The sequence below is a fragment of the Pseudoneobacillus rhizolycopersici genome (assembly GCF_054786815.1).
This window is the reverse complement of record NZ_JBTOOE010000039.1, coordinates 1-15,645: the sequence shown is the minus strand read 5'-3', so window position 1 is coordinate 15,645 and position 15,645 is coordinate 1. Positions and strand designations below refer to the sequence as shown.

General features: G+C 39.8%; 17 protein-coding genes, 1 tRNA gene, 1 other RNA gene and 1 other annotated feature. Of the genes, 15 read left to right on the top strand and 4 right to left on the bottom strand.

Features of this window, described 5'->3' with window-relative positions:
- Positions 1-232: hypothetical protein (locus ACX9YW_RS22080; protein WP_460350691.1), on the top strand; the 232-nt coding region annotated here is incomplete at its 5' end.
- 235 nt (positions 233-467) lie between these two features.
- A complete protein-coding gene (locus ACX9YW_RS22075; RefSeq protein ID WP_460350688.1) occupies positions 468-596 on the top strand; it encodes a hypothetical protein in 129 nt (42 codons plus the stop codon).
- Positions 597-635: 39 nt separating this feature from the next.
- On the opposite strand, the gene ACX9YW_RS22070 is transcribed toward ACX9YW_RS22075, so the two are convergent.
- Positions 636-1,595, bottom strand: a complete 960-nt coding sequence (locus ACX9YW_RS22070) for a YaaC family protein (RefSeq protein ID WP_460350685.1) — start codon at positions 1,593-1,595, stop codon at positions 636-638.
- Positions 1,596-1,714: 119 nt separating this feature from the next.
- On the opposite strand from ACX9YW_RS22070, the gene guaB reads away from it, so the two are divergent.
- The 6 genes from guaB (at position 1,715) to ACX9YW_RS22040 (ending at position 8,042) form a co-directional block, all read left to right on the top strand.
- Complete coding sequence (guaB, locus tag ACX9YW_RS22065; protein ID WP_460350682.1) at positions 1,715-3,184, top strand: IMP dehydrogenase; 1,470 nt, start codon at positions 1,715-1,717, stop codon at positions 3,182-3,184.
- Positions 3,185-3,346: 162 nt separating this feature from the next.
- Entirely contained in the window at positions 3,347-4,642 is a 1,296-nt protein-coding gene (locus tag ACX9YW_RS22060) for a D-alanyl-D-alanine carboxypeptidase family protein (protein ID WP_460350694.1), read from the top strand.
- 148 nt (positions 4,643-4,790) lie between these two features.
- Complete coding sequence (pdxS, locus tag ACX9YW_RS22055) at positions 4,791-5,672, top strand: pyridoxal 5'-phosphate synthase lyase subunit PdxS (protein ID WP_460350679.1); 882 nt, start codon at positions 4,791-4,793, stop codon at positions 5,670-5,672.
- Between the two features lie 12 nt (positions 5,673-5,684).
- A complete protein-coding gene (pdxT, locus tag ACX9YW_RS22050; RefSeq protein ID WP_460350676.1) occupies positions 5,685-6,266 on the top strand; it encodes a pyridoxal 5'-phosphate synthase glutaminase subunit PdxT in 582 nt (193 codons plus the stop codon).
- A 62-nt stretch (positions 6,267-6,328) separates the two neighbouring features.
- Positions 6,329-6,548: a binding site (T-box leader), on the top strand.
- A gap of 57 nt (positions 6,549-6,605) precedes the next feature.
- Positions 6,606-7,886, top strand: a complete 1,281-nt coding sequence (serS, locus tag ACX9YW_RS22045) for a serine--tRNA ligase (RefSeq protein ID WP_460350674.1) — start codon at positions 6,606-6,608, stop codon at positions 7,884-7,886.
- A gap of 63 nt (positions 7,887-7,949) precedes the next feature.
- A tRNA-Ser gene (locus ACX9YW_RS22040) sits at positions 7,950-8,042 on the top strand.
- Between the two features lie 136 nt (positions 8,043-8,178).
- On the opposite strand, the gene ACX9YW_RS22035 is transcribed toward ACX9YW_RS22040, so the two are convergent.
- From ACX9YW_RS22035 to ACX9YW_RS22025, 3 genes are all read right to left on the bottom strand, one after another.
- Positions 8,179-8,847 carry a deoxynucleoside kinase gene (locus tag ACX9YW_RS22035; RefSeq protein WP_460350672.1) on the bottom strand — a complete coding sequence of 223 codons (669 nt, stop codon included), beginning with the start codon at positions 8,845-8,847 and terminating at the stop codon, positions 8,179-8,181.
- A complete protein-coding gene (locus ACX9YW_RS22030; RefSeq protein WP_460350669.1) occupies positions 8,831-9,484 on the bottom strand; it encodes a deoxynucleoside kinase in 654 nt (217 codons plus the stop codon). The genes ACX9YW_RS22035 and ACX9YW_RS22030 overlap by 17 nt, the downstream gene beginning before the upstream one ends.
- Before the next feature lie 190 nt (positions 9,485-9,674).
- Positions 9,675-10,958, bottom strand: coding sequence for a glycoside hydrolase family 18 protein (locus ACX9YW_RS22025; RefSeq protein WP_460350666.1), 1,284 nt, complete (start codon positions 10,956-10,958; stop codon positions 9,675-9,677).
- Between the two features lie 151 nt (positions 10,959-11,109).
- Between ACX9YW_RS22025 and tadA the strand changes: the two genes are divergently transcribed.
- From tadA to ACX9YW_RS21990, 7 genes are all read left to right on the top strand, one after another.
- A complete protein-coding gene (tadA, locus tag ACX9YW_RS22020) occupies positions 11,110-11,631 on the top strand; it encodes a tRNA adenosine(34) deaminase TadA (protein ID WP_460350664.1) in 522 nt (173 codons plus the stop codon).
- 78 nt (positions 11,632-11,709) lie between these two features.
- Positions 11,710-11,973: signal recognition particle sRNA large type (gene ffs, locus ACX9YW_RS22015), an RNA gene on the top strand.
- A gap of 127 nt (positions 11,974-12,100) precedes the next feature.
- A complete protein-coding gene (gene dnaX / locus ACX9YW_RS22010; protein WP_460350662.1) occupies positions 12,101-13,804 on the top strand; it encodes a DNA polymerase III subunit gamma/tau in 1,704 nt (567 codons plus the stop codon).
- 16 nt (positions 13,805-13,820) lie between these two features.
- Positions 13,821-14,144, top strand: coding sequence for a YbaB/EbfC family nucleoid-associated protein (locus ACX9YW_RS22005; protein ID WP_460350659.1), 324 nt, complete (start codon positions 13,821-13,823; stop codon positions 14,142-14,144).
- Positions 14,145-14,156: 12 nt separating this feature from the next.
- A complete protein-coding gene (gene recR, locus ACX9YW_RS22000; protein ID WP_460350657.1) occupies positions 14,157-14,756 on the top strand; it encodes a recombination mediator RecR in 600 nt (199 codons plus the stop codon).
- A gap of 35 nt (positions 14,757-14,791) precedes the next feature.
- Positions 14,792-15,010 carry a YaaL family protein gene (locus ACX9YW_RS21995; protein WP_460350654.1) on the top strand — a complete coding sequence of 73 codons (219 nt, stop codon included), beginning with the start codon at positions 14,792-14,794 and terminating at the stop codon, positions 15,008-15,010.
- Between the two features lie 71 nt (positions 15,011-15,081).
- Positions 15,082-15,345: a pro-sigmaK processing inhibitor BofA family protein gene (locus tag ACX9YW_RS21990; RefSeq protein ID WP_460350651.1), complete on the top strand. Its 264-nt coding sequence runs from the start codon at positions 15,082-15,084 to the stop codon at positions 15,343-15,345.
- Positions 15,346-15,645: the final 300 nt, after the last annotated feature.

The window sequence follows — 15,645 nt, the reverse complement described above, 5'->3', positions numbered from 1 at the left end:
TGAGAGTAGGACGTCGCCAGGCAAATTGAAAACAACCCGGAAGGGTTGTTTTTTTGTGTTTCTACGTGAGAAGTTTGATAAAGCTATTTTTAAGGCTAAAAAGACACCTTTTTGGGGAAATAACGGAACGTGTGTCCGCAAAGGTCTGAAAAATGGACCCCATATTGAAAATAACGGAACCAATGTCCTCATGAGATATAAAAAATGGCCATTTCATGTCCGACTTGTTTAGCTGAAGTTTGGGAGTTCACCCTAAACTAACTCCCAAACATATCCCTAGGTGTTATCCTTTTCGTACCAAACAACAACTTCTTTCTGAAACAAGAGAATCATCGTAAACTGCCACCAATGTCGATTTCCAACTCCACCCCCATAAACCAATCCAACCCAGCGTAACCTCTATTAAATACACGTTTTATTTCCAAAAATTTGGGTATAAACAACCATAGAGGAGGTTTAATCAAATCATGGAATTAATTAAATTCGACATTGATCAATTACTGGAGGCCACCTCGACTAATAACGAGGATGACCATTTTTATAATATGAAAGAAATTGAAATCGATATGATCTTAGCCGTAACAAAAGATTGGTAACACAAAAACCAAACACCACCCCCATAGGTGTTTGGTTTTTTACTTTAACCGACCACTCAAATACTGATAAATTAAAAACGGCCCTTTATTTAAAGCGATTTTTAGGAAACTACATATAAACGGGTAATCTTTATTTGGCATCATCTTAACTAATTCACTCCACCATTCCGTTTCGTAACGGGCAATCATACTTAGGTTATAAAGGAGTAAATAATGGATTAGAATTTCCGGATAATGTTGGATTTCACTCTTCCGTAGGGGAAGAAAGAATTTACCTCCCCCAAAATCGTAACGTAACGGTGCTGGGTCTATCCCCGTAATTACCTCTAGTTTCATCTTGATTTCCCCATTGATTACATCAATAAATTGGCTACTGACTGCTGATTTTGATTGATAATACTCCTGAAAACGGCCCAATGTCATATGGTAATGGTCCAATATTTTATTAGAAAATGTATAATAATCTTCCCTTCTCACTGTCTCCATAAAAAGAGTAGCACCATCAAAGTGGAGAAAAAGTTCTCCTAATTCAGGAATTAACTGTAATAACTCTTCCATACTTGCCTTTTCTCCTTCTAAATGTTTCATGTGAAACATTTTTTCAGCCATAAAAGGAAAAAGCCCGTTTTTTTGGATTTTAACCTCATCCTGAAAGAAGGTGTATTGTTGTTTTTTACGTTTTCTCGTAGAAACTCCGTGTGCTAAAACGGATGTATTTTCCGGGTACGTTGGTTGGATTGTTAATATGCATGCTTTTATCAAATGAACAAATCCGTAAAACATTAAGATTGGTTGAATTAAAAGAGGAGATTGTTCTGCTTGGCTGTAATAAGTTTTCGCATGCTCGAGATAATAGATAAATGGATAGCAATTTTCAAAGCTTTTCTGCTCTGCTCCGTCAATCTTTAATTTTTCATAGCTTCTTTTTAACATTTGTTGGGAGTGTTCAGCTGAGAAAAAGATTGAATAATTATTCCAGTCTTTATAGGTTGTGTACATGGGCTTTTTCTCCTCTAATAATTTGAATAATCTAACATATTGTTGTTTCCTTGACAGTATTTTGTCCAATTGATAACCTACTAATAATATTTTTTGAAAATGTGGAGGAGGAAAGGTCAATGTGGGAAAATAAGTTTGTTAAAGAGGGTTTTACATTTGATGATGTACTATTAATTCCGGCAAAGTCTGAAGTTCTTCCAAGAGATGTCGACCTCCGTGTTGAATTAGCAGAAGGTCTTAAATTAAACATCCCATTTATTAGCGCTGGAATGGATACTGTAACAGAGGCTGAGATGGCGATTGCAATGGCAAGACAAGGCGGTCTGGGGGTTATTCATAAAAACATGTCCATTGAAGCTCAAGCTGATCAGGTTGATAAAGTAAAACGTTCAGAAAGCGGCGTTATTACTGATCCATTTTTCTTAACCCCTGAACATCAGGTGTTTGATGCTGAGCATTTAATGGGGAAATACCGAATTTCTGGCGTACCTATTGTGAATAACAATGAGGAACTAAAGCTAATTGGCATTTTAACAAACCGTGATTTACGTTTCATCCAAGACTATTCCATTCAAATCTCCGATGTTATGACAAAAGAAAATTTAATTACAGCACCTGTTGGAACAAGTCTACAGGAAGCTGAAAAAATTCTCCAAAAACATAAAATAGAAAAACTCCCATTAGTAGATGATGAGGGTGTTCTAAAAGGATTAATTACGATTAAGGATATCGAGAAAGTAATTGAATTCCCACATTCTGCAAAAGATTCACTTGGACGCTTGTTAGTTGGTGCTGCTGTTGGTGTAACAACAGATACGATGAAACGGGTAGAGAAACTTGTAAAGGCACAAGTAGATGTCATCGTTGTTGATACCGCTCATGGTCATTCAAAAGGTGTGTTGGATACTGTGAAGATGATTCGCGAAGCATATCCTACCTTAACCATAATCGCAGGTAATGTAGCAACGGCCGAGGCAACAAGAGACTTGATTGAAGCGGGCGCTGATATTATTAAGGTTGGGATTGGGCCGGGGTCAATCTGTACGACTCGTGTCGTAGCCGGGGTAGGTGTCCCACAAATTACGGCAGTTTATGATTGTGCAACTGAAGCCAAGAAACATGGTAAAACGATTATTGCAGATGGCGGGATTAAATATTCAGGTGATATCGTTAAAGCACTGGCAGCTGGTGGCCATGTGGTTATGCTTGGTAGTTTACTTGCAGGTGTTACGGAAAGTCCAGGAGAAACGGAGATTTTCCAAGGGAGACAGTTTAAAGTATATCGTGGTATGGGATCTGTTGGCGCGATGGAAAAAGGCTCAAAAGACCGTTACTTCCAAGAGGATAATAAAAAGTTTGTTCCAGAAGGAATTGAAGGTCGTGTTGCTTTTAAAGGGCCTTTAGCTGATACGATTTATCAGTTAGTAGGTGGAGTTCGTTCAGGAATGGGCTACTGTGGGACAAAGAACTTACAGGAATTAAGAGAAAATGCTCAATTCGTCAGAATGACGGGAGCTGGATTACGCGAAAGCCATCCACATGATGTGCAAATTACGAAGGAAGCACCAAACTATTCTTATCAATCATAAAAGAAGGCAGGGAGATTCTCCCTGCTTTTTTGGGTCTATCTGTCCTACCTTTTACCCGATACATATGTTAAAATAGTAAAAGTGTAAAATTCATAGAGGGAGGGCAACAACGTGGAGAGAGTCTTTAAGAAAAAATACATAGCCATTTTACTGGCTTTCATTATGATAATAGGAATTTTTCAACCAACCAGTTTTGTGAAAGCGGAGGCGCAACTAAATATTAATGCCGATGCGGCTATTTTAGTAGAGGCTTCTACTGGTCGGGTGTTATATGAAAAGAATGCTGATACGGTACTTGGTATCGCCAGTATGACAAAAATGATGACCGAGTATTTATTGCTTGAGGCGATTAAGGAAGGTCGGGTTAAATGGGAACAGGAATATTCTGTTTCGGAATATGTATGGCAGGTTTCCCAAGACCGCTCCCTATCGAATGTGCCACTTCGCCGAGATGGCAAGTATAATCTTCGTGAATTATATGAAGCAATGGTCATATATTCGGCCAATGGGGCAACCATTGCGATTGCTGAAATGATTGCCGGATCGGAAACGAATTTTGTAAAGATGATGAATGAAAAAGCAGCAGAACTTGGACTAGAAAATTATAAGTTTGTGAATTCCTCTGGATTGAATAATGTCGATTTAAAGGGAAATCATCCTGAAGGGACAGGACCCGAGGAAGAAAATGTCATGTCTGCACGGGCTACCGTTAAGTTAGCGTATAATCTGTTAAAAAGCTTTCCTGAGGTTTTAGACACGGCAAGTATTACAAAAAAAGTTTTCCGCGAAGGCACTGATGATAAAATTAAGATGGATAACTGGAACTGGATGCTTCCAGGTTTAGTATTCCAATACGAGGGTGCTGACGGACTAAAAACAGGTACAACAGACTTTGCGGGTTATTGTTTTACAGGTACGGCAAGCCGTGATGGTAAACGATTTATTACTGTTGTCATGAATGCGAAAAATGCCAAAGGTCAAGGTAATTATAAAGCAAGATTTGATGAAACCCGAAAAATGTTTGATTATGCATTTAGCAACTATGTAAAAGAAGAAGTACTACCTGCTCATACAAAAATTAAAGGTAACACATCTTTACCTGTCATTAAGGGGAAAGCTAAAAAGGTTAATTTATATACAAAAGACCCAATTAATATGATTATTCTAAATGGTGAAAAGGATCAATATCAGCCTGTTGTTGTCTTAAATAAAAAGAAGCTTAATAAGAACGGGGAATTAACGGCTCCAGTGAAAAAGGGCGATGTCGTTGGTTATGTTACTATTGAAAAGAAGGGCGATAAGAAGGTTTCATTCTTAACAGATGATTCCAAGGATGCTTTGAAGGTAGATCTTATTGCAGCTGAAACTGTGGAAAAATCTAATTGGTTTGTTTTAATGATGCGTGCGATTGGCGGTTTTTTCGGTGATTTATGGAGAAGTGCTGCGTCATTATTTTAATCGTAATTAAAGTCTCGTGTCTTGACACGAGGCTTTTTTTATTGTTTATTTACCTTTAGGGATATGAATAATTCCGAGTAAATGACTTATATTTTTTGAGTTTTTTACAGAAATCTGTAAAAGGTTAAAATAAAAGGGGGCAAAACAGATGAAAACAGGTACGGATCGTGTAAAACGAGGGATGGCAGAAATGCAAAAGGGTGGCGTCATTATGGACGTTGTCAATGCTGAACAGGCAAAAATTGCGGAAGAAGCTGGTGCGGTTGCGGTAATGGCATTAGAGCGTGTTCCTTCTGATATTCGTGCAGCAGGTGGAGTAGCCAGAATGGCTGACCCGCGAATTATGGAAGAGGTAATGAATGCGGTTTCAATTCCAGTTATGGCGAAGGCGCGTATTGGTCATATTGTTGAAGCTCGTGTTTTAGAAGCAATGGGCGTTGACTACATAGATGAAAGTGAAGTATTAACCCCGGCGGATGAAGAGTTCCATTTAAATAAAAATGCGTTTACTGTTCCATTTGTTTGTGGCTGTCGTGACCTTGGTGAAGCAGCTCGTCGTATTGGGGAAGGTGCTTCCATGCTTCGTACGAAGGGTGAACCGGGAACAGGTAACATCGTTGAAGCTGTTAGACATATGCGCAAGGTAAATGCCCAAGTGCGTAAAGTCGTTTCCATGAATGAAGATGAGCTAATGACGGAAGCTAAGGTTTTAGGTGCTCCTTATGAAATTCTTCTTGAAATTAAACGTTTAGGCCGCTTGCCGGTTGTTAACTTTGCTGCAGGTGGGGTTGCGACTCCTGCGGATGCTGCATTAATGATGGAATTAGGGGCAGATGGCGTGTTTGTCGGTTCTGGTATTTTTAAATCAGACAATCCAGCTCGTTTTGCACGAGCAATTGTGGAAGCAACCACTCATTATCAAGACTATAAATTAATCGCTGAGATTTCAAAAAATCTTGGTATTGCAATGAAAGGGATTGAAATTCATACACTTGCACCTAGCGCTCGTATGCAGGATCGCGGTTGGTAAGGAGTATTTTATATGGTGAAAATAGGAGTATTAGCATTGCAAGGAGCCGTTCGTGAGCATGTCCGTGCTGTGGAATCCTGTGGTGCCGAAGCTATTGTCATAAAATTAAAAGAGCAGCTGAAGGAAGTAGATGGTTTAATCCTTCCTGGCGGCGAAAGTACGACAATGAGAAGGTTAATTGATAAGTATGATTTTATGAGTGAATTAAAGGATTTTGCCGCTTCAGGGAAACCGATGTTCGGCACCTGTGCTGGATTGATTCTATTAGCGAAAAGGCTTGTTGGCTATGATGCGCCACATATTGGCGTGATGGATGTAACGGTTGAGCGTAATTCATTTGGCCGTCAACGCGAAAGTTTTGAAGCTGACTTAGATATTGCTGGTGTTGGAGATGATTTTGCCGCTGTCTTTATCCGTGGTCCACATATTGTGGAAGCCGGTGAAAATGTAGAGGTGTTAGCAAAATTTGACGGTCGAATTGTAGCGGCAAGAGAAGGGCAGTTTTTGGGTTGCTCCTTCCATCCAGAGCTAACCGATGACCATCGGATGACGGCATATTTTATTAATATGGTAAAGGAATCGTTAGTAAAATAATCAGCATATTATAGTTGCAAATTGCTCATAATTATAGTAAATTAATTAACAATCTAATATTTTGGAAAACGTTGAGAGGAATTAGTACTAAGATTTCGTTCTAAAGAGAGCTGGTGGAAGGTGCAAACCAGTGAATAGAGCTTAGGAATCCATCCTCGAGTGAAGTATTGAACGCTAAGGCAAGTAGATACTTTCGGTGTCAAAGCCGTTATGAATCTAAGTGGAAGGCTTATCAATAGCCTTCAATTAGGGTGGCAACGCGGGTAAACTCTCGTCCCTTTGTATGAAGGGATGGGAGTTTTTTTATTTGCCAAAAATTGATTACAGGAGGAGACTATCATGTTAGACATTAAAGTATTAAGAGCGGATCTAGAAGGTGTAAAAGCCAAGCTCCAGCATCGAGGCGAAGATTTAAGCGATTTAGGGAAATTTGAAGAACTTGACACAAGACGGAGAGAATTGATTGTACAAAGTGAGCAATTAAAGAGCAAACGGAATGAAGTATCTGCACAAGTAGCAGCTTTAAAACGTGACAAGCAAGATGCGGATCATTTGATTACCGAAATGCGTGAGGTCGGCGACCGAATTAAGGTAATTGATGATGAATTAAAGGTTTATGAGGAGCAGCTAGAAAATCTTTTACTAAATATTCCTAATATCCCTCATGAAAGTGTGCCAATTGGGGAAACTGAAGACGATAATGTAGAAGCGCGCAAATGGGGCGAGATTCGTGATTTCGGTTTTGAGCCGAAGCCACATTGGGATATTGCTGAAAACCTTGGAATCCTAGATTTTGAACGTGCCGGAAAAGTAACCGGTAGCCGGTTTGTTTTTTACAAAGGCTTAGGCGCACGTTTAGAGCGGGCATTAATCAATTTCATGTTGGATCTGCATGTAGATGAGCATGGCTATAAAGAAGTATTGCCGCCTTATATCGTTAATCGTGCAAGTATGACGGGTACTGGTCAGTTGCCAAAGTTTGAAGAGGATGCATTTAGAATTGAGAGTGAAGATTATTTCTTAATTCCAACTGCAGAAGTTCCTGTAACCAATTTACACCGTGATGAGATCCTATCAGGTGAGGAATTACCAGTTAAATATGCGGCATTCAGTGCTTGTTTCCGCTCTGAGGCAGGGTCTGCCGGACGTGATACTCGTGGTTTAATTCGTCAGCATCAGTTTAATAAAGTAGAGCTTGTGAAGTTTGTGAAACCAGAGGATTCTTACGAAGAGCTTGAGAAGTTAACTGGGAACGCGGAGAAGGTATTACAGCTTTTAGGTCTTCCTTACCGAGTGTTAAGCATGTGTACCGGTGATTTAGGGTTTACAGCTGCGAAGAAATACGATATTGAGGTTTGGATTCCAAGCTATAATATGTACCGTGAAATTTCTTCTTGTTCAAATTTTGAAGCATTCCAGGCGCGTCGTGCGAATATTCGTTTCCGCCGTGATCCAAAAGGAAAGCCTGAGCATGTTCATACGTTAAATGGTTCTGGATTGGCGATAGGCCGTACAGTTGCAGCGATTTTGGAAAACTATCAACAGGAAGATGGTAGTGTTGTGATTCCAGAAGTTTTACGACCTTATATGGGAAAACATGAAGTAATGAAACCAGAATAAAAAATATTAATAAGTATGTTGACAAGGGAGAATTATCTATGATATATTATCTCTTGTCGATACGGAGGAATACCCAAGTCCGGCTGAAGGGATCGGTCTTGAAAACCGACAGGCGGGTTAAACCGCGCGGGGGTTCGAATCCCTCTTCCTCCGCCATCAACTTTAAATTGTATTACCATAGCGCATAAATGGAGATACAAAAACCCGTTACAGAAATGTAGCGGGTTTTTTTTTATTACGAGCTTTAATGCGTTAAAGTAAAAAAGTCGCCGTATATTGGCGACTTTTTCTATTATCTTTTTAGTAGTTGTGCTTGGTGGATAAAGTGTGAAATGCGTTCAATAATGGGTTCGATTGATTCTTCGTTTTGGACGATATCGTAATCATTAATATTGAGACGAAGTACTGGGCAAGCACTGAAGTTGTTAATCCAGTCTTCATAACGCTTATGCATTTCCTCCCAATAAGAAACAGGAGTTTGCTGCTCCATTGGGCGTCCTCTTTCTTTAATACGGTTTAAAACATCATCCAATGACCCTTCAAGATAGATTAATAAGTCCGGGTGAGGGAAATAAGGGGTCATCACCATGGCGTCAAAAAGGCTAGTATAGGTGTCATAATCAACCATTGACATGGTGCCCTTCTCAAAATGCATTCGTGCAAAAATCCCTGTGTCCTCATAGATAGAACGATCTTGCACAAATCCCCCGCCATATTCAAAGATGCGCTTTTGCTCCTTAAAGCGTTCAGCTAGGAAATAGATTTGTAGATGGAAGCTCCAGCGCTCAAAATCAGCATAAAATTTATCTAAATAAGGATTAGAATCGACTTTTTCAAAAGAGGTACGGAAACCAAGGGCTTTCGCTAATGCATTTGTCATGGTTGATTTACCAACACCAACTGTCCCTGCAATAGTGATGACAGCATTTTGGGGAATCCCATATTTATTTCGTAGATTCATGATCGTAGACTCCTTTTTTTAATGATGTTGTTAATTGTCCCAAGATTAGTTGCAAGTCCTCTTCATTTTTCACAAAATCAATTTCATCTCCGTTATACCGTAATACAGGCACTTCAGGATGCTCCTTTTCAAAGTTCGAAATTGCATTTTCGTAATCAATTGACAATTGCTCTAAATATAAAGGACTAATATTTTTTTCGAACTCCCGTCCACGCATGGCAATGCGTTTTAAAAGGGTATCAAGACTCGCATTTAAATAAATTATCACATTTGGTTTCGGCATGTCTTCTGTTAAAATTTGATAGATTTTAAAGTACTTCCGATATTCTTCGCCACTTAAGGTCCGTTGAGCAAAGATAAGATTTTTAAAAATATGATAATCAGCCACGACTGGGATGTCTTGGCTTAAGTAGTGAGTATTAATATCACCTAATTGTTTGAATCGATTGCAGAGAAAGAACATTTCTGTTTGGAAGCTCCACTCTTCAATATTTTCATAAAATTTCCCTAAAAATGGATTTTCATCCACGATTTCTTTTAATAATGCAAAGTGGAAGTGGTTCGAGATTGCCTTGGCGAGAGAGGTTTTTCCAATCCCAATCGGCCCCTCAACCGTAATAAAAGGTATTCCTTCCATCGCATGTCCTCCTTCTCCAGCTTACCTTTTCTACAAACGGATCTAGTAGAAATTTGTCATCTATTGTCTATTGTTGTTAGATTTTGTTTAGGCGCAAAATTTATTTTAACACATTATGAAATGGAAATGGGAAGGAATTTTTGGAGATAAAAAATAGCCAGAAAGCATGAAGGCCTCTGGCTAAAAAAGATTATCGTTTTACTACATTAAAATTTTCCTGGATTAACAGCCAGTTTTGCGGGAACGCAAGCCCAAGTTTCCAATAGCTCATTCCACGTAATCCTAATTCCTTTATTAAATCAAACTTTGCTTGAATGGACCGAGCATCTTCAAACCATACTTCATGGCGTTTGCCGTCTTGTGCAGTGTAATGGAAAAACGGTGCTTGTGCTTTTTGGTCATATTGAATCGGAACATTATTCGTTGCCGCTAATGAAATCGCCTGCTGCGGACTGACTGCTCTAGCAACCGTACCCTGTACAAACGGCAACGTCCAATCATAACCGTATAAATTTTGCCCCATCATTATTTTATTAGCCGGCATCTCCGTTATCGCATATTCGAGCACCTGGCGAACTGGACCAATCGGTGAAACCGCCATTGCTGGGCCGCCGCTATACCCCCACTCGTACGTCATAATTACGACAAAATCAACAATTTCTCCGTGAGCTTTATAGTCGTGGGCCTCATACCATAGCCCTTGCTGGGTGGCGCTAGTTTTCGGGGCTAATGCCGTTGATAAAAGCCAGCCTTCTTGGTTAAAGCGAGCTTTCGCTTTGCGTAAAAATTGATTGTACGCTTCACGGTCGGCAGGGCGCAAAAATTCAAAATCAAAATGAATATCACGGAAGCCATATTTTTTAGCTGTCGTGACAATATTATTTAAAAAACGGTTTTGAATCGTCATATCATTTAAAAGAATTTTACCAAGCTCATCATTAAACTGATCATTTTCCTGATTAGTGATAACCATCATTAGCACATTACGATTCGCTCGGGCAATCGCTGGAAACTCATTGAGCAGCGGTTCTTTTAATCCCCCATCACGCAACGCTTGAAAACTGAACGGAGCTAAATAGGTTAAATATGGACCTGCCTCCCGAGCGGCATTTTCCAACGCTGGAGCAACCGTGTTTCCTCTCGGTTCGACATAACCATTAAACTCTCTTTGGCTTTTAGGACGTGGTGGGATATACAATCGGAATCCCGCCTGTAAAGGTTGATTCGCTGGAACGCGATTAATCCTTGCTAGCTCCTGGTAAGATACCCCATAACGACGGGATATAGACCATAATGTATCCCCTTGCTTTACCCAATAAAAGCTTCCCACAATCGGAATAACCAGCGCCTGGCCGTCCACCAAATCATTTGGATTTGGCAGTTCGTTTGCTTCAACAATATCATTGACTGTTGTCCCATAAGCTTGCGCAATTCCTGTAAGCGACTGCCCGCTTTCTATGACGTGAATTTGCATCTCTTGGTCCTCCTCACTACTAAACGTTATAACCATTTTATGAGGCAAAAAGAATTATCATGATATTTATTGGAAAATACATTCCTGACTTTGCTATTTTCGTGGAGAAACGATATGTTTAACATAGAAACTTCTAGAGGGGTTTAGAGTGATGCAGTTAACAGATGTAGATTATATGAGAGAAGCGATTGAGGAAGCGAAGAAGGCAGAAGAGATTGATGAGGTTCCGATTGGTGCAGTCATTGTTTTAGATGGTAAAATTATTGCCAGAGCCCATAATTTGCGCGAAACCGAACAAAATGCCCTTGCCCATGCGGAAAGCTTAGCGATTGAAAAAGCATGCAAGGAAACCGGTTCTTGGCGCTTAGAAAATGCTGAGCTTTACGTGACACTAGAACCATGTCCTATGTGTTCAGGTGCCATTATCCTTTCGCGAATAAAGCGGGTGATTTACGGAGCAAAGGATCCAAAAGCAGGTTGTGCCGGTACGCTAATGAATCTTCTCCAAGATGACCGTTTTAACCATAATAGTGAGATAACCGCAGGTGTTTTAGAAGAAGAGTGCGGCTCGTTGCTATCTAACTTTTTTAAAAAAATCCGTGAACAGAAAAAGTTAGCTAAACAAGCGGACCAATCTCAATTGGATAATCTTGAAGGAATTAACAGGCGTTAAAACATTGCATTTTTTTGCTGAACAGATTATACTTTGAATGTGTCAATTACGACACAACTAAATATGGTTTCAACTTTGCCGTGCTAAGCGGGGAGGTAGCGGTGCCCTGTACTCGCAATCCGCTCTAGCGAGGCCGAATCCCTTCCTTAGGCCCGTTCTCTGTAGGGCTGCCTCAAGTAAGTGGTGTTGACACCCGGGTCCTGCGCAATGGGAATTCATGAACCATGTCAGGTCCGGAAGGAAGCAGCATTAAGTGGACACTCTCATGTGCCGCGGGGTCGCCTGGGTCGAGCTAACTGCTTGAGTAACGCCTATGGAGACGCGTCGACGGAAGGTGCACGGCATTTAAACCCATAAACAAAACTCATCTCTTTAGCGGGATGAGTTTTTTGTTTTTATTTTAAAAAGGAAATCGGATAAGGTATAATAATGAAGAATAGAAAAAATCAAGAGGGAGGGCAACAATGTCATGAGTTATCAAGCTTTATATCGAGTATGGCGTCCTCAAAGTTTTATTGATGTTGTCGGGCAAGAGCATGTAACGAAGACATTGCAGAACGCCCTTGTTCAGCAAAAAATCTCCCATGCCTATCTCTTTTCAGGTCCAAGAGGGACCGGGAAAACGAGTGCAGCGAAAATTTTAGCAAAAGCGGTCAATTGTGAAAGAGCACCAATAAGTGAGCCTTGTAATGAATGTCCAGCTTGTTTAGGAATTACAGATGGGTCGATTCCGGATGTGATTGAGATCGATGCTGCTTCCAATAATGGTGTCGAAGAAATCCGCGATATTCGTGATAAAGTGAAATATGCGCCCAATGTGGTGAAATATAAGGTTTATATCGTCGATGAAGTGCATATGCTTTCCATTGGGGCCTTCAATGCCCTTTTAAAAACACTGGAAGAACCACCGAAGCATGTCATGTTTATTTTAGCCACAACAGAACCGCATAAAATCCCGTTAACGATTATTTCCAGATGTCAACGCTTTGATTTTAAACGGATTACCCCGTACGACATTGTTAGAAGAATGAAGTTAATCGTTGACGAAACGAATGTTCGTTATGAGGAAAAGGCATTACATATCATTGCAAGAGCGGCTGAAGGTGGCATGCGCGACGCTTTAAGTTTATTGGATCAAGCGATTTCGTTTAGCGATGATCAGGTTACAAGCGAAGATGCCCTTACTGTAACCGGTTCAGTTTCGCAAGGTTTATTCAATCAATTGGCCTCTTCGATACTGGATAAAAACGTCGCATCTGCATTAGATATTGTTACCCAAGTGTTATCCCAAGGAAAAGACCCGGTTCGATTTGTTGAAGACTTTATCCTTTATTACCGAGATATGCTATTATATAAAACAGCGCCGAACCTCGAAGAGACGTACGAGCGAGTCATGCTCGATGAAGATTTTCAAGTATTAGCGAATCAAATTTCACCGGAACAGATATACCAGTTCATTGAAATTCTTAATAAAACGCAACAGGAAATGCGCTGGACTAACCAACCACGAGTGTTCCTTGAGGTCACGATTGTAAAACTAACGCAAATTAACACGGCGAGCTCTGGCCATCCTTCTTCTTCGGTAGAAATGGAACAACTCCTAACAAAAATTAAAAAACTAGAGAGCGAAATTGAACATTTAAAACAAAATGGGGTAGCCATTAAGCAAGAGGCTGTCTCGGGGGCTCATGCGCAACCAAAACAGCAGCGTACTGCTAGAAAAGGTTTCCAAGCACCGGTTGGCAGGATTAACGAAGTGTTAAAGCATGCCACTAAACAATATTTACAACTAATAAAGGGAGTTTGGGGGCAACTCATAGCCAAACTCAATCAAAATCAAATGCGCTCCCAAGCTGCTTTATTAAGTGGAGCTGAGCCAGCGGCTGCTTCAAATGACACCGTGATTATCAAATTTAAATATGAAATCCATTGTCAAATGGCAATGGAAAATGGTCAATTTATTGAAACCTTAGCAACATTCATCAGTGAAATGGTTAATAAATCGGTTAGTATCATCGGTGTCCCTGAAGAACAATGGCTATCCATTCGGGAAAATTTTATTCAGGAACAACAGCATGGTGAGGAACATAAGCAGGATCCGCAACTGGAAGACCCAATTATTGCCGAAGCAAAAAAACTTTTCGGTGCAGAATTAATTGAAATAAAAGAATAAATTGGAGGAATGGACAATGATGCGTGGAATGGGAAATATGCAAAATATGATGAAGCAAATGCAAAAAATGCAAAAGAAAATGGAAGAAGCTCAAGTTAAGCTAGGAGAAGAGAGAATTGAAGGTACTGCAGGAGGCGGAATGGTAACGGTTGTTATTTCCGGTCATAAGGAGGTACTAGATGTTGTTATTAAACCAGAAGCGGTTGACCCAGATGATGTCGAAATGCTACAAGATTTAGTTTTAGCTGCTACAAATGATGCTTTAAAAAAGGCAGAAGAATTATCAAACAATACAATGGGACAGTTTACAAAGGGTATGAATCTCCCAGGGATGTTCTAAGGGGGAATCATCATGCACTATCCTGAACCGATATCAAAGCTTATCGATAGCTTTATGAAACTGCCAGGAATCGGTCCAAAAACGGCCGCTCGACTGGCCTTTTTTGTGTTAAATATGAAGGAAGATACCGTCCTTGATTTTGCCAAGGCACTCGTGAATGCAAAAAGAAATTTATCCTATTGCTCCGTTTGCGGTCATATTACCGACCAAGATCCGTGCTATATATGTGAAGATCAGCGAAGAGATCGAACAACTATTTGTGTTCTTCAAGACCCAAAAGATGTGATTGCGATGGAGAAAATGAGAGAGTATAACGGACTTTATCATGTCCTTCACGGTGCCATTTCACCAATGGATGGGATTGGACCCGAGGATATTAATGTTCCAAACTTATTAAAAAGGCTGCAGGAAGACGAAACTGTTGCAGAGGTCATTTTGGCTACAAACCCCAATATAGAGGGCGAGGCAACAGCGATGTATATTTCGCGTCTATTAAAGCCGTCGGGTATAAAAGTAACCCGAATTGCCCACGGATTACCAGTAGGGGGAGACTTGGAATACGCCGACGAAGTCACTTTATCCAAAGCATTAGAAGGTCGTAGAGAAGTATAATAAGAAATAATCATGAGTTACCGGAGGAATTATCGATGTTTTTTCGGAAAAAGGGTTGGCTACGCAAGGAATATGACGAGAAGCTGCTTATACAGTTAGAAACTTTGAAGCAGCATCGCCAATATCAAAAAAACTTACTAGAGAAATGCCTAGATCCATCAAATGAAGTTATGATGGAATTAAAACTTATTGAAGCCAAATATTTCTTTCTGCTAAAGGAAGCGAAAAAACGCCAACTATCTTTGTTGAGGTAATATTCCTTATGGTCTTTTTTTATTAGCTTGTACATAGGATATTAAAAAAGACTGAAACAGAGGGGATTTATTTGGAGCCTATTGTAGTCATATCGATTATTGCTGTGCTAATTTTACTTTTGTTGCTTATTGGCACCCCAATCAAACCTTTACGATTTTTAGGTCAAGGGGTGATCAAAATTTTAATTGGCGCGTTACTATTGTTCTTTCTTAATGCAGTGGGAAACCAATTTGGACTCCAAGTGCCGATTAATCTAGTAACATCAGCTATCTCTGGTTTATTAGGAGTTCCAGGATTAGCAGCACTTGTGGTAATCCAATTGTGGATCATCTAGTTAAGACTGATTCGAAACAATCGAATCAGTTCTTTTTTTATTTTTAAAAGTTATTGACACCTTTATTGTTAAGGTGTTACTATATAAAAGTTGTCGCAACTTAGTTGTCTAATTAACTTTAAAAAGTTGTTGACACAAAAAACGATAGATGTTATATTAATAAAGTCGCCTAGAGGTGACAGTTTGTTCTTTGAAAACTAAACAACCAAACATTAACAAAACTTCTTTTTTAAAAAAAGAAAACAAAGCCAGATTAACTTTTTGAGCTTTTATCAACTCTTTATTGGAGAGTTTGATCCT

What these genes read in the sequence shown, in the direction of transcription:
- ACX9YW_RS22075 (WP_460350688.1), top strand. Translation starts at nt 468, where the DNA reads ATGGAATTAATTAAATTCGACATTGATCAATTACTGGAGGCCACCTCG.
- ACX9YW_RS22070 (WP_460350685.1), bottom strand. Translation starts at nt 1,595, where the DNA reads ATGTACACAACCTATAAAGACTGGAATAATTATTCAATCTTTTTCTCA.
- guaB (WP_460350682.1), top strand. Translation starts at nt 1,715, where the DNA reads ATGTGGGAAAATAAGTTTGTTAAAGAGGGTTTTACATTTGATGATGTA.
- ACX9YW_RS22060 (WP_460350694.1), top strand. Translation starts at nt 3,347, where the DNA reads ATGATAATAGGAATTTTTCAACCAACCAGTTTTGTGAAAGCGGAGGCG.
- pdxS (WP_460350679.1), top strand. Translation starts at nt 4,791, where the DNA reads ATGAAAACAGGTACGGATCGTGTAAAACGAGGGATGGCAGAAATGCAA.
- pdxT (WP_460350676.1), top strand. Translation starts at nt 5,685, where the DNA reads ATGGTGAAAATAGGAGTATTAGCATTGCAAGGAGCCGTTCGTGAGCAT.
- serS (WP_460350674.1), top strand. Translation starts at nt 6,606, where the DNA reads ATGTTAGACATTAAAGTATTAAGAGCGGATCTAGAAGGTGTAAAAGCC.
- ACX9YW_RS22035 (WP_460350672.1), bottom strand. Translation starts at nt 8,847, where the DNA reads ATGAATCTACGAAATAAATATGGGATTCCCCAAAATGCTGTCATCACT.
- ACX9YW_RS22030 (WP_460350669.1), bottom strand. Translation starts at nt 9,484, where the DNA reads ATGGAAGGAATACCTTTTATTACGGTTGAGGGGCCGATTGGGATTGGA.
- ACX9YW_RS22025 (WP_460350666.1), bottom strand. Translation starts at nt 10,958, where the DNA reads ATGCAAATTCACGTCATAGAAAGCGGGCAGTCGCTTACAGGAATTGCG.
- tadA (WP_460350664.1), top strand. Translation starts at nt 11,110, where the DNA reads ATGCAGTTAACAGATGTAGATTATATGAGAGAAGCGATTGAGGAAGCG.
- dnaX (WP_460350662.1), top strand. Translation starts at nt 12,101, where the DNA reads ATGAGTTATCAAGCTTTATATCGAGTATGGCGTCCTCAAAGTTTTATT.
- ACX9YW_RS22005 (WP_460350659.1), top strand. Translation starts at nt 13,821, where the DNA reads ATGATGCGTGGAATGGGAAATATGCAAAATATGATGAAGCAAATGCAA.
- recR (WP_460350657.1), top strand. Translation starts at nt 14,157, where the DNA reads ATGCACTATCCTGAACCGATATCAAAGCTTATCGATAGCTTTATGAAA.
- ACX9YW_RS21995 (WP_460350654.1), top strand. Translation starts at nt 14,792, where the DNA reads ATGTTTTTTCGGAAAAAGGGTTGGCTACGCAAGGAATATGACGAGAAG.